This is a genomic window from Pseudomonas sp. H3_C08 (assembly GCF_054669455.1).
Window position 1 is genome coordinate 5884757 of record NZ_CP162803.1, and the last position, 13557, is coordinate 5898313.

Consider the following 13557-nt stretch of genomic DNA (forward strand, 5'->3'; position numbering starts at 1 on the left):
GAACCGGGGGATTGCCGGAATTGTTGCCTCTGGGGGGCGATTTAACGGGCATGTCTTTCTATCCTTGCGGGTTTGCGCATCAGTTCGCCTGAACGGGAGCTGATGGCAGGGGCGGCGTCATTGCCTGATTGATCGTATGGCCCTGAGTCCTTTACTCAGGCCTGGAAGGCACGCCAGCCTCGCTGGCCAGTGCAAAAATCTTGCTCGCGGTCTTGCCATCGAAGGTCTGGCGCCAGATGGCCACGTGCGGCAAGCCAGCCTGTTCATCGCGGCGCTGAGACTCGATACCGCGTCGGCTCTGTTCGAGGGTTTTGAGGTGGCCGCCTCTTGTGGTGAAACTCAGTGGCGCGGCGTTGTGCTGGTCATAGTGGAAGTGTGCCTCCCATAACGGTGCGTCATCGGCGCGATCAGTGATCGAATAAACGTCGAGAAACGACTTGCCCTTGCCTTTGCCCGATGGCTTGCGATCAACGGTTTTGCTCACGCTGACTTCGTCGGCATCCATCAGATAGTTCAAGCGCATGATGTCGAGCACCTCCCTATTCTTGTACATGCGCACCAGAACACTTTGGCCATGCGCGTCCAGTGACCCGCCAGCGCTTCGCAAACGCGCAGCCAGGTCGAGGATTTCGGTGTCCGCGTCTTCATGGCTTTCCAGGCGCCTTGCCTGCTCGTTCAGTCGTTCAGTCTCTTTACTCAGGTCTTCGACAATATCGGTCGGATTGGTTTTTCTCGCCTCGTCCACCCTGGCCTTGGCAACGTGTTGTTCGACGTCGGCCAGTAACCGGTTAGCCTCGGCGACCAGCTGTGGTCTGGGTGTACTGGTGATGGGCGGGCGCACTGGCAGCCATTCACCTTGTCTTTTTTCGTAGCGGGATGGCGAATCGGGACGCAACGGGTCCTGGACCTTGACGATGATGTTGCCATCCTGGGTCGTTTCCATGTCCCTGACCATTACCCGATAAGTTCCGTGTTGACGGATCCGGAAAATTTTTCTGGGCGGCACGGGGCGTGCATTTTCGGAGGTGTCTGGTTGCGGCGGAAGGAAATCGAAATCGATATCGTGGTCAATGTTTGGCAGTTCGCGGTCGCGACCAATCGATTCCAGAATGTCGCTCAGTCTGTTTTCGATTCGCTGTTCGAGTGGGTCGATCAAGGTGAGGGCTTCCCTCAGGTACTCGGCCCTGGCAGTGTCGATATCAGTGGTCAGTAGCGCTTCAAATCGAGACTTGTCCGACCTTATCTGATCAAGGCTCAAGAGCAGTGCCATCGGCTGGTGGTGCTGCGGAATCTTGTTCAGGTCGCTGGTGACCAGATCAACCGAGGAAAGCGAGGGCATCGTGGCGTTGGGCGAATGGTCGGGCGCGCCCGCAAACAGGTGTATATAGAGCGTCAGTTTGTTGAAGTCGATACGCTCGGCCGACGGCACTTGCTGTCTGATTTTTTCAAGTATCGGTTCCGCTCCTGGATCGGCTTTTTTGATTTCTGCCAACACCACTTCCCGCTCTTGGATAAACCTCAGCTTCTTGTTCAGGTGGGGGATCATCTTCCTGCAACTGTCGGCGTCGACTTTGGCGCTCGTAGGCTTGAACCTCAGGTCCATGGTCGCCATGAGTCGATTCAGAAACTCCGCACGTTCTATCCGGAAGGTGCGCAATTCCTGTTTGAACAGCCCTTTTGCTTTTGCGCGGATCAGCCAGTTCTTGTTGAGAATAAGTGACTCCACGAAATCTGCTTGCTTGTGAACATGCTTGAGCAGATTCACCTCAAGGTTGAGCAGTTTCAGGTTTTTCTCTGCACTGCCCTCCGGCAATTTTTTGATATCAGCCCAGAGATCGTTATGAAGCGCAGTCGAGTTCTCCAACTCTGCGTGTGCTTTCTGAAAAGGCAGATACATCAGCCTCAAAGTGTCGATGCTTAACCCGGCCGCCTCTGCATCCGTGATGCCGCTCTTCAGCTCTGGCAAATGATAAACCCAGCGATTGCCCTCATCGCGCCGCACAGTCCGCGTTTCGCCGCTGCGGCTGGCGCGGTAGATATTGGCGATATCAGTTGCCACGGGATCTTTCGGGTTGACGATACGCCACGCTTTTTGTGTCGCCGTGGAGGCACTCACATCGTGCATGACCTGATAAACGTGGTTGTGCAGGGACAGGTACAGTCGGCCTTCGTGGCGCAATAACCCGTCGCTGTCGGCCTTGGCGCGTGTGAGTTCGAGATCCGTGCGCAACGTCTGCAGGTGAGTGTCAATCAAGGTCACGGCGTCACCGTCCTTGAGCGAATGCCACAGACCACTGTCGGCGTCGCGCAGCAGTAGCGGACCACTGGCAACCCGCTCGGCCGCGAGTTGGGCGCGGTAGAGGCCGGTCTGCGGATCGACCCCGACCATCACGATGCTGCCGTGCGCGACATCGACGTATTCGCGGCCCTTGTACAGCCTCAAGCCCTCGGTATTGGCCTGGGGCAAACGGTCAGGTGCGGGGATACGGTAACTCTCCAGCGATTTTGCTCCCGTTGCGCCCGTTTTCACCGAGGCGGTTGCTGTGTGCGTGATGACGACGGGAGACGGTCTTGTTACCTCAGGGCTGGCAGTGCCGTGAGTGCCGCCCGGACGCGTTGCAGAGGGGACAGGCAGGGACGGTTCAGGCCCCGTCCGTGGCGCTCGCCCGGTATTGCCTTGCTGCGGCGCATCCGGGCTGGTTGGGGGCTTGACTTTGATGCTGCCCTTGGCGGGCTGTTTGGGTGACATTGCTTCATCCTTGAAGGGTTGCCACATCAGTCGGCGCAGGCACCGGACTGATGAACGTTAAGTTTGAACGATGATTTTTTTGCCTGTTACGGGGTATCGGGCAGGCCCGACGCGGGTTGTAAGAGAAACCGACCATTGCCGTCGGAATTGGTTATTTTTTGTGCTATATTCCGCGCCCGCGAATTTTCACTTCAACACCGGTCGTCGACATGCAAGCAGCCAAGCCGTTATTTGACTATCCAAAATATTGGGCCGAATGTTTCGGGCCAGCGCCATTCCTGCCGATGAGCAGGGAGGAGATGGATCAGCTTGGCTGGGATTCGTGCGACATCATCATTGTTACCGGTGATGCCTACGTCGATCACCCGTCGTTTGGCATGGCGATCATTGGCCGGCTGCTGGAGTCCCAGGGCTTCCGTGTCGGGATCATTGCCCAGCCGAACTGGCAGTCCAAAGACGACTTCATGAAGCTCGGCGAGCCGAACCTGTTCTTCGGGGTTGCGGCGGGCAACATGGACTCGATGATCAATCGCTACACCGCGGACAAGAAAATCCGTTCCGACGACGCCTATACGCCCGGCGGCATGGCCGGCAAGCGTCCGGATCGCGCGAGCCTGGTCTACAGCCAGCGCTGCAAAGAAGCCTACAAGCACGTGCCGATCGTGCTCGGCGGCATCGAAGCGTCCCTGCGCCGCATTGCCCACTACGACTACTGGCAGGATCGTGTGCGTAACTCGATCCTGATCGACGCCAGCGCCGATATTCTGCTGTACGGCAACGCCGAGCGCGCGATCGTCGAAGTCGCCCAGCGCCTGTCCTACGGGCACAAGATCGAAGACATCACCGACGTGCGCGGCACCGCGTTCATCCGTCGCGATACGCCGAAAGACTGGTACGAAGTCGACTCGACGCGTATCGACCGTCCGGGCAAGGTCGACAAGATCATCAACCCGTACGTGAACACTCAGGACACCCAGGCCTGCGCCATCGAGCAGGAAAAAGGTCCGGTCGACGATCCGCAGGAAGCCAAGGTCGTACAGATCCTGGCCAGCCCGCGCATGACCCGTGACAAGACCGTGATTCGCCTGCCATCGGTAGAAAAGGTGCGCGGCGACGCCGTTCTGTATGCCCACGCCAACCGCGTGCTGCACCTCGAAACCAACCCGGGCAACGCCCGTGCGCTGGTGCAGAAGCACGGTGAAGTCGACGTTTGGTTCAACCCGCCGCCGATTCCGATGACCACTGAAGAAATGGACTACGTGTTCGGCATGCCTTACGCCCGTGTCCCGCACCCGGCGTACGGCAAGGAGAAGATCCCGGCCTACGACATGATCCGTTTCTCGGTGAACATCATGCGTGGCTGCTTCGGTGGCTGCACCTTCTGCTCGATCACTGAGCACGAAGGCCGGATCATTCAGAACCGTTCCGAAGAGTCGATCATTCGCGAAATCGAAGAGATCCGCGACAAGGTGCCAGGTTTCACCGGGGTCATCTCCGACCTCGGCGGCCCGACCGCGAACATGTACCGCATCGCCTGCAAGACACCGGAAATCGAATCCGCGTGCCGCAAGCCGTCCTGCGTGTTCCCGGGCATCTGCCCGAACCTGAATACCGACCACTCGTCGCTGATTCAGCTGTACCGCAGCGCTCGTGCCTTGCCGGGTGTGAAGAAGATTCTGATTGCTTCCGGCCTGCGCTACGACCTCGCGGTCGAGTCGCCGGAGTACGTCAAAGAGCTGGTGACCCACCACGTCGGTGGTTACCTGAAGATCGCCCCGGAACACACCGAGGAAGGTCCGCTCAACCAGATGATGAAACCGGGCATCGGCAGCTATGACAAGTTCAAGCGCATGTTCGAGAAGTACACCAAGGAAGCGGGCAAAGAGCAGTACCTGATTCCGTACTTCATCGCCGCCCACCCGGGCACCACCGACGAAGACATGATGAACCTGGCCCTGTGGCTCAAGGGCAACGGCTTCCGCGCCGACCAGGTGCAGGCGTTCTACCCGTCGCCGATGGCCACCGCCACCGCGATGTACCACTCGGGCAAGAACCCGCTGCGCAAGGTCACCTACAAGAGCGACGGCGTGACCATCGTCAAGAGCGAAGAGCAACGTCGTCTGCACAAGGCGTTCTTGCGTTATCACGACCCGAAAGGCTGGCCGATGCTGCGTGAAGCGCTGATCCGCATGGGCCGCGCTGATCTGATCGGTTCGGGCAAGGATCAGTTGATCCCGACGCATCAACCGGCGACTGACAGCTACCAGAGCGCCCGTCGCAAAAACTCGACGCCGGCCGGCAGCCATAAAGTGGCGAAGGAAGGCAAAGAGAAGACCACCAAGATCCTCACTCAGCACACCGGTTTGCCACCGCGTGCCAGTGATGGCGGTAATCCGTGGGACAAGCGTGAGCAGGCCAAGGCGGCGGCGTTTGCCCGTAACCAGCAGGCTGCGAAAGAGCGTAAAGACGCCGCGAAAGGCAAAGGGCCGAAGCCGACCCGCAAACCGGTCGTACCGCGCTAAACATCACTTGAGCTGAACAGAACGCCAACCTTCGGGTTGGCGTTCTGCATTTCCGGGGATGGATATTGGGTTGTCCGGGAGATCCATCCCCCTCACCCCAGCCCTCTCCCCCATGGGGGGCGAGGGGGAAGGGAGCAGATCTCCATGCTTTTCAAGATTTGAGTTCGACTCAAGACCTTCAGGTCGGTGTAGCTCGCTTAGTCAACTCGGTCAGTCCCCTCTCCCTACGGGCGGTCCGACGTTTCGGGAGGGTTAGGGTGAGGGGCTCTTCGCAACATTTACGTGCAATCAGCCCAAACCATTTCCCCGCATCGCCCGATTTTGGTGCTGTACTGCCCTAAGCATTCCGGGAAAGCGCCCAAGCCTCTGCATGGCATAAGTCTTGCGCGCTTTCGAATACGCTTAGGCTCGCAGGAGGCACGCCGTGTCGATTCATGTCGCATTGCATCACGTCACGCATTACCGCTATGACCGCGCTGTCGAACTCGGCCCGCAGATCGTACGTCTGCGCCCGGCTGCCCACAGCCGCACGCGGATTCTGTCGTATGCCCTGAAAGTCTCGCCCGAGCAGCATTTCATCAACTGGCAGCAAGACCCGCAGGGCAACTACCTCGCGCGATTGGTGTTTCCCGAGAAAACCAATGAGTTGCGCATCGAGGTCGATCTGCTCGCCGAAATGGCGGTGTTCAACCCGTTCGACTTCTTCCTCGAACCCTACGCCGAGAAAATCCCTTTCTCCTACGCCGCCGATGAGCGCAAGGAACTGGCGCCGTACCTCGAAACCCTGCCGCTGACGCCGAAATTCAAAGCCTATCTGGACGCCATCGACCGCACGCCGCTGCCGGCGGTGGACTTCCTTGTGGCGCTCAACCAGCGCTTGAGCGAAGACATCGGCTACCTGATTCGCATGGAACCGGGCGTGCAGACCCCGGAACACACCCTTGAGCACGCCTGCGGTTCATGCCGCGATTCGGCGTGGTTGCTGGTGCAACTGCTGCGCAACCTCGGGTTGGCCGCGCGGTTTGTCTCCGGTTATCTGATTCAACTGACCGCCGACGTGAAAAGCCTCGATGGCCCGTCCGGCACTGAAGTCGATTTCACTGACCTGCACGCCTGGTGCGAGGTGTATCTGCCTGGCGCTGGCTGGATCGGCCTGGACGCCACTTCCGGGCTGTTCGCCGGCGAAGGGCATATCCCGTTGGCGTGTAGTCCCGATCCGTCCTCGGCGGCACCGATCAGTGGCTTGGTCGAGCCATGCGAATGTGAGTTCAGCCATGAAATGTCGGTGGAGCGGATCTGGGAGGCGCCGCGCGTCACCAAGCCCTACACCGATGAGCAATGGCTGGCGATTCAGGCGCTGGGACGGCAGATCGATGCCGATCTGCTGGCGGATGACGTGCGCCTGACCATGGGCGGCGAGCCGACCTTCGTTTCCATCGATGACCCGGATGGCGCCGAGTGGAACACCGCCGCGCTGGGGCCGGCCAAGCGGCGACTTTCCGCTGAACTGTTCCAGCGCATGCGCACGCATTACGCGCCGCAAGGTCTGGTGCATTTCGGCCAGGGCAAGTGGTATCCCGGCGAGCAACTGCCGCGCTGGTCGCTCAATTGCTATTGGCGTCGCGACGGTGTGCCGATCTGGCACAACAACGCACTGATTGCCGATGAGCAGCAGGACTACGGAGCGGATGGCGAGCTGGCCGGACGCTTCCTCGTCAGTGTCGCCGAGCGCCTGAAATTGCCTACACGTTTTGTCTTCCCGGCCTACGAAGACAATTTCTACTACCTCTGGCGCGAGGGCACGTTGCCGAGCAATGTCAGCGCCGAAGACTCACGTCTTGAGGAACCGCTGGAGCGCGCACGCCTGCGCAAGGTCTTCAGTCAGGGCCTGAACAAGGTAATCGGTCAGGTGTTGCCGCTGGCGCGCACCGCCAAAGGCGATCAATGGCAGAGCGGGCGCTGGTATCTGCGTGACGAACATTGCCGACTGGTGCCGGGGGATTCGCCGCTGGGCTATCGCCTGCCGTTGGGGGCGCAGCCGTGGGTGAAGGCCGCCGAGTATCCGTTCATTCATCCTCAGGATCCGAATCAGGACTTCCCTGAGCTGCCGGAAAACGCGCAGCTCAACAGTCATGGCGAACCTGCCGCGACTGACGAACGCGTGCCGAAAATCGACGAATCTGCCGACTGGCTGACCCGCACTGCATTCTGCGCCGAAGCCCGCGAGGGGCGTTTGTACCTGTTCATGCCGCCGCTGGAGCGGGTTGAGGATTATCTGGAACTGGTGGCCGCCATCGAAGCCACCGCCGAAGAGCTGCATTGCCCGGTGCTGCTGGAAGGCTATGAGCCGCCGAGCGATCCGCGTCTGAGCAATTTCCGCATCACCCCGGACCCGGGTGTGATCGAGGTCAATGTGCAGCCGTCGGCGACTTGGGACGAGTTGGTCGAACGCACCGAATTTCTCTATGAAGAGGCGCGCCAGACCCGCCTGACCACCGAGAAATTCATGATCGACGGTCGTCACACCGGCACCGGCGGCGGCAACCATTTCGTTCTCGGTGGGGCGACGCCGGCGGATTCACCGTTTCTGCGCCGCCCGGATCTGCTGCGCAGCCTGATCAGTTACTGGCATAACCATCCGTCATTGTCGTATCTGTTCTCCGGATTGTTCATCGGCCCGACATCGCAGGCGCCGCGGGTCGATGAGGCGCGTAATGATGCTTTATATGAACTGGAAATCGCTTTTGCGCAGATGCCCGAGCCGGGCGAGGAATGCGCGCCGTGGCTGGTTGATCGACTGCTGCGCAACCTGCTGATCGACGTCACCGGCAATACGCACCGTGCCGAGTTCTGCATCGACAAACTGTATTCACCGGACGGCGCCACCGGGCGTCTTGGCTTACTTGAGCTGCGTGCCTTTGAAATGCCGCCCCATGCGCGCATGAGCCTGGCCCAGCAGTTGTTGCTGCGGGCACTGGTCGCGCGTTTCTGGCGCGAACCTTATGCGCCGCCGAAACTGGCGCGCTGGGGCACCGAACTGCACGACCGTTTCCTGCTGCCGCACTTTATCGAACAGGATTTCGCCGACGTCATCGTCGAACTGAACAACGCCGGTTATCCGCTGCGCGCGGAATGGTTCGCAGCGCATCTGGAGTTTCGTTTTCCCAAGGTCGGCGATTACGCCGTCAACGGCATCGAACTGGAGCTGCGTCAGGCGCTGGAACCGTGGCATGTCCTGGGCGAGGAGGGTGCGGCTGGCGGCACGGTGCGTTACGTCGACTCATCTCTGGAGCGTTTGCAGGTCAAGCTCAAAGGGCTGCCGCCGCAGCGTTATTTGCTGACCTGTAATGGCATCGCCGTGCCGTTGCATCCGACCGGACGGGTTGGCGAGTTTGTCGCGGGTGTGCGTTACCGCGCATGGCAGCCGGCCAACTGCTTGCAACCGACCATCCCCGTGCACGCACCGCTGGTGTTCGACCTGCTCGACACCTGGATGGGCCGCTCGCTGGGCGGTTGTCAGTACCACGTCGCGCATCCGGGCGGGCGCAATTACGAGACGTTGCCGGTCAATGCCAACGAAGCCGAGAGCCGGCGGATGGCGCGCTTCTTCCGCGTCGGACACACGCCGGGGAAACTTCCTGTACCGAATATAGAAATCAGTGACGAGCTACCGATGACAATCGATTTGCGACGTTTCTAAGGCCTACGCGACACGCGGATTTTTCGTATATCCGCGCGTCATGTGCCTGCGTTAGTCTGACCGTTCCTTGCTGTCTGCCGAGCTTTCCATGCCTGACCTGCTAGACCGCTACCCGCTTACGGCGGGCACTTATCACGAACTGCTCGACGGCAGTGGCGCGGTGCGCCCGCACTGGCGGCGTTTGTTCGATCAGTTGCAGCGCAGCACGCCGGCGCAACTGCTGCAGCGGCAGGCACTGCTGGCGCGGCAGATTCAGGAGAACGGCGTCACTTATAACGTCTATGCCGACCCGAAAGGCGCGGATCGGCCATGGGAGCTGGATCTGTTGCCGCATGTGATTGCGGCGGATGAATGGCAGCAATTGTCGGCAGGCATCGCTCAGCGCGCGCGACTGCTCAACGCTGTGTTGGCAGATTTGTACGGGCCGCAGCGGTTGATCAGTGAAGGTTTGCTGCCGGCAGAGCTGGTCTTTGGTCACAACAACTTTCTCTGGCCGTGTCAGCATATCGCGCCGCCGGAAGAGATATTTCTGCACCTGTACGCCGTGGATCTGGCACGTACGCCGGACGGGCGCTGGTGGGTGACTGCCGATCGCACACAAGCGCCATCGGGCGCAGGGTATGCCCTGGAAAACCGCACCATCGTGTCGCGCGCCTTTCCCGAGTTGTACCGGGATCTGAAGGTGCAGCATCTGGCGGGATTCTTCCGCACATTGCAGGAAACCCTCGCGCGACAGGCGCCCAGTGACGATGACGCACCGCTGGTGGTACTGCTCACGCCGGGGCGCTTCAACGAAAGCTATTTCGAACATTTGTATCTGGCTCGTCAGCTCGGTTACCCCTTGGTCGAGGGCGGTGACCTGACGGTGCGCGACGCCACGGTCTACCTGAAAACCCTCAGTGGTTTGCGTCGGGTGCATGCGATCATGCGCCGGCTCGATGATGATTTCTGCGATCCGCTGGAGTTGCGCACGGACTCTGCGCTGGGCGTTCCCGGGTTGCTTGAGGCAGTACGCCAAGGGCGGGTTCTGGTCGCCAATGCGCTGGGTAGCGGCGTGCTGGAGTCGCCGGGATTGCTGGGCTTTCTGCCGAAGATCAACCAATACCTGTTTGGCGAAGAACTGATTTTGCCGTCGATCGCGACGTGGTGGTGCGGTGAGGCGCCGGTGTTGGCCCAAGCCCTGGAAAAACTGCCCGAACTGCTGATCAAACCAGCATTTCCTTCGCAGAGCTTCGCGCCGGTCTTTGGCCGTGATCTGAGTGAAAAACAGCGTCAGGCGCTTGCCGAGCGCATGCAGGCGCGTCCTTATGCCTATGTGGCGCAAGAATTGGCTCAACTGTCCCAGGCACCGATCTGGCAGGCGGAAAATGGTCAACTGCAACCACGGGCGATCGGCATGCGCATGTACGCCGTGGCGGGTGCTGACGGTTATCGCGTGCTGCCCGGTGGTCTGACCCGGGTGGCCGCCGAGGCTGATGCCGAAGTAGTGTCGATGCAGCGCGGTGGGGCGAGCAAAGACACTTGGATACTCGGTGATCGTCCGCCCAGTGGCGAGCAGTGGAAGAGTCAGCGCAGCGTTGGGGTCCATGATCTGGTACGACGCGATCCGTATCTGCCTTCGCGAGTGGTGGAAAACCTGTTCTGGTTCGGCCGTTACTGTGAACGCTGTGACGACAGTGCGCGACTGCTGCGGATCATGCTCGCGCGCTATGTCGACGGCGACGACCCGCAAGCGTTGCAGGCGGCGGTCGACCTCGGTGAGCGGCTGACGCTGCTGCCGGATGAAGGTGAACTCCCTGAGCGCCTGTTGGCGGCGCTGCTCGGTGAGGACTGGTCGTTCAGCCTGCGTTCCAACCTGCAGCGTTTGCAGTGGGCGGCCTCGCAGGTGCGCGGCAAGCTTTCGCGGGAGAACTGGCAAGCGCTGGTGGAGTTGCAGCGCGAAGCGATGGAACTGGACACCGACGAGCCTGATTTCGGCGAACTGCTGGACTTCCTCAACCGGCTGGTGATGTCGCTGGCGGCGCTTTCCGGGTTTGCTCTCGACGACATGACCCGCGACGAAGGCTGGCGCTTTCTGATGATTGGCCGGCGCATCGAGCGACTGCAGTTTCTCAGCAGCAGCCTTGCGGCGTTTCTGCGTGGCGCCGGTGCTTTCGATCAGGCAGGCCTGGAGTGGTTGCTGGAGTTGGGCAACAGCAGCATCACCTACCGCTCACGTTATCTGGCGGTGGCGCAATTGATTCCGGTGCTCGACCTGTTGCTGCTCGACGAGCAGAACCCGCACGCGGTGTTGTTCCAGTTGAAACTGGTGACCCGCACCTTGAAACGTTTGAACGATGATTTCGCGGCGCCGCGGGAAGCGGCATTGTCGCAACTGGTCGAGCGTCTGGCGCGGTTTGATCTGGGATGTCTGGAGAATCCGCTGTTCGGGGAATCCAGCGTACGAGCCGCTTTGAATGGTCTGGCGGATCTGCTGCAGGACATTGCCGAGGCCAGCGGGCAAGTGTCGGATCGTCTGGCCCTGCGCCATTTCGCCCATGTCGATGATGTCAGCCAGCGCACGGTGTCCGTCTGATGAATGCTCGCTACCAGATCCTCCACGACACCTGTTACCACTACGACAGCCCGGTGTCCCTCGCCCAGCAACTGGCGCACCTGTGGCCGCGTGAATGCGAATGGCAGCGCTGCACCGAACAACAGTTGCTGATCAGCCCGGACCCGACAGCCCGCCGTGATGAGCTCGACGTGTTTGGCAATCCGCTGACCCGGCTGGCCTTCGAACGGCCTCACGATGAATTGCAGGTCAATGCTCGGCTCACTGTTGAGGTGCTGGCGCGGCCGGTGCTGGACTTCAGTCAGTCGCCCGCCTGGGAGCTGACCCGCGATGCGCTGACCTACAGCAGTCAACCGCTGTCCGCTGAGTTGCTCGAAGCTTGTCGCTACCGGTTCCAGTCCCCTTACGTGCATTTGAAAAGCAGCTTCGTCGAGTTTTCGCAAAGTTGTTTTCCGCCGGGCAGGCCGTTGCTGCTGGGTGTGCAGGACTTGATGCAGAAGATCTTCAGTGAATTCACCTTTGATGCCGAGGCAACCCAGGTGGCGACACCGCTGGTGGAAGTGCTGGAACGGCGGCGTGGGGTCTGTCAGGACTTCGCTCACCTGATGCTGGCGTGCGTGCGCTCGCGAGGGCTGGCAGCGCGTTATATCAGCGGCTATCTGCTGACCCAGCCACCGCCGGGGCAACCACGTCTGATCGGCGCTGATGCGTCGCATGCCTGGGTGTCGGTGTTTTGTCCGGTGCTGGGCTGGGTGGATTTCGATCCGACCAACAATGTGCAGCCGGCGCTGGAGCACATCACGCTGGCGTGGGGGCGGGATTTTTCCGATGTGTCACCGCTGCGCGGGGTGATTCTGGGCGGCGGCAATCATGACCCCGAAGTGCGCGTCACCGTGATGCCCCTGGATTAACGCCGATCAAACTGTAGGAGTGAGCCTGCTCGCGATAGCGGTGTGTCAGCAGCAAATATTTACACTGATACACCGCTTTCGCGAGCAGGCTCGCTCCCACAGGGGATTTTGGTGTATTGGGGAGGGGAAGGGCTGTGAGGGCCGGCAGTGGAACCGCCAGCCCCGTCACAAATCCGCAGGGTCTGATTCAATGATCAAACCCGGTGGGGTTCAGGCGTCGGGCGCCTGATCTTTCGGTGTTTCAGTCGCTTCGGTTGCATCAACATCATCTTGCGTCGCCACTTCACCGTCAGGGTTCAGTGCCGCTTCCTCAGCGGTTTGTTTCTTGCGCTGAAGCTTTTCCTCTTTCTTCTGTTCCTTTGCCAGGTCTCGTTGACGTTTGGCGAAGGAGTAATTGGGTTTGGCCATGGGCGATCCTCTTGGGTCGAAGGTGAGGTTGAGCGGCGCATATTCTGCCTTGTATCGGTGCCTCGTGGTTAGCCGGGTTTTTGGTCGACCCATTTTGGCGTGACGGTCGGCTTCCAGTTATCCAGGGCATCGAGCAGGGTTTGCGCTGATTCGCTCACTTGCAGCATGTCACGGTGTGGCGCGCGAACGAAGCCTTCGCCGACGATATGGTCAAGAAATGCGGTGAGTTTGCTGTAGAAACCGTTCACTTCCAGCAAACCCAACGGCTTGCCGTGGTAGCCGAGCTGGCCCCAGGTCCAGACTTCGAACAGCTCTTCCAGCGTGCCGAGGCCGCCGGGCAGGGCGATGAAGGCGTCGCTCAGCTCGGCCATGCGTGCCTTGCGCGCGTGCATGCCATCGACCACTTCCAGGCGCGTCAGGCTTTTGTGGCCGATTTCCTTGTCCATCAGGCTTTGCGGGATGATCCCGATGACTTCGCCGCCGGCAGCCAGCGCCGCGTCAGCAACAATGCCCATCAAACCCACGGCGCCACCGCCGTAGACCAGGGTCAATTTACGTTCGGCCAAGGCCCGGCCAAGGGCGACGGCGGCTTCGGTGTAGGCCGGAACAGTGCCGGCGTTGGCACCGCAAAATACACAAACGGATTTCAGAGACATGCCTTCCTCCTGGGTCAATCCGTCACAGGGTAATGGCTGGCAAGCCTCGATCCAAGG

Annotated in this window: 7 protein-coding genes; 4 read left to right on the forward strand and 3 right to left on the reverse strand. The window is 60.4% G+C overall.

Going from position 1 to position 13557, the window contains the following annotated elements; translation table 11 throughout:
- Positions 1-151 precede the first annotated feature (151 nt).
- Positions 152-2749 carry a hypothetical protein gene (locus AB4N74_RS26760; protein WP_460097745.1) on the reverse strand — a complete coding sequence of 866 codons (2598 nt, stop codon included), beginning with the start codon at positions 2747-2749 and terminating at the stop codon, positions 152-154.
- 209 nt (positions 2750-2958) lie between these two features.
- On the opposite strand from AB4N74_RS26760, the gene AB4N74_RS26765 reads away from it, so the two are divergent.
- The 4 genes from AB4N74_RS26765 (at position 2959) to AB4N74_RS26780 (ending at position 12436) form a co-directional block, all read left to right on the forward strand.
- Positions 2959-5271, forward strand: coding sequence for a YgiQ family radical SAM protein (locus tag AB4N74_RS26765; RefSeq protein WP_454565440.1), 2313 nt, complete (start codon positions 2959-2961; stop codon positions 5269-5271).
- A gap of 424 nt (positions 5272-5695) precedes the next feature.
- Entirely contained in the window at positions 5696-8971 is a 3276-nt protein-coding gene (locus AB4N74_RS26770) for a transglutaminase family protein (protein WP_460097747.1), read from the forward strand.
- Between the two features lie 88 nt (positions 8972-9059).
- The gene (locus AB4N74_RS26775; RefSeq protein WP_460097749.1) at positions 9060-11546 is read left to right on the forward strand and encodes a circularly permuted type 2 ATP-grasp protein; all 2487 of its coding nucleotides are present in this window, start codon (positions 9060-9062) and stop codon (positions 11544-11546) included.
- On the forward strand, positions 11546-12436 hold the full coding sequence (locus tag AB4N74_RS26780) for a transglutaminase family protein (protein WP_257356911.1): 891 nt from the start codon (positions 11546-11548) through the stop codon (positions 12434-12436). The genes AB4N74_RS26775 and AB4N74_RS26780 overlap by 1 nt, the downstream gene beginning before the upstream one ends.
- A gap of 210 nt (positions 12437-12646) precedes the next feature.
- Here AB4N74_RS26780 and AB4N74_RS26785 read toward each other — a convergent pair whose 3' ends face one another.
- Together AB4N74_RS26785 and AB4N74_RS26790 are read right to left on the reverse strand one after the other, a co-directional pair.
- Positions 12647-12844 carry a hypothetical protein gene (locus AB4N74_RS26785; RefSeq protein ID WP_095047310.1) on the reverse strand — a complete coding sequence of 66 codons (198 nt, stop codon included), beginning with the start codon at positions 12842-12844 and terminating at the stop codon, positions 12647-12649.
- Between the two features lie 68 nt (positions 12845-12912).
- Entirely contained in the window at positions 12913-13500 is a 588-nt protein-coding gene (locus AB4N74_RS26790; RefSeq protein WP_093430190.1) for an LOG family protein, read from the reverse strand.
- Positions 13501-13557 lie beyond the last annotated feature (57 nt).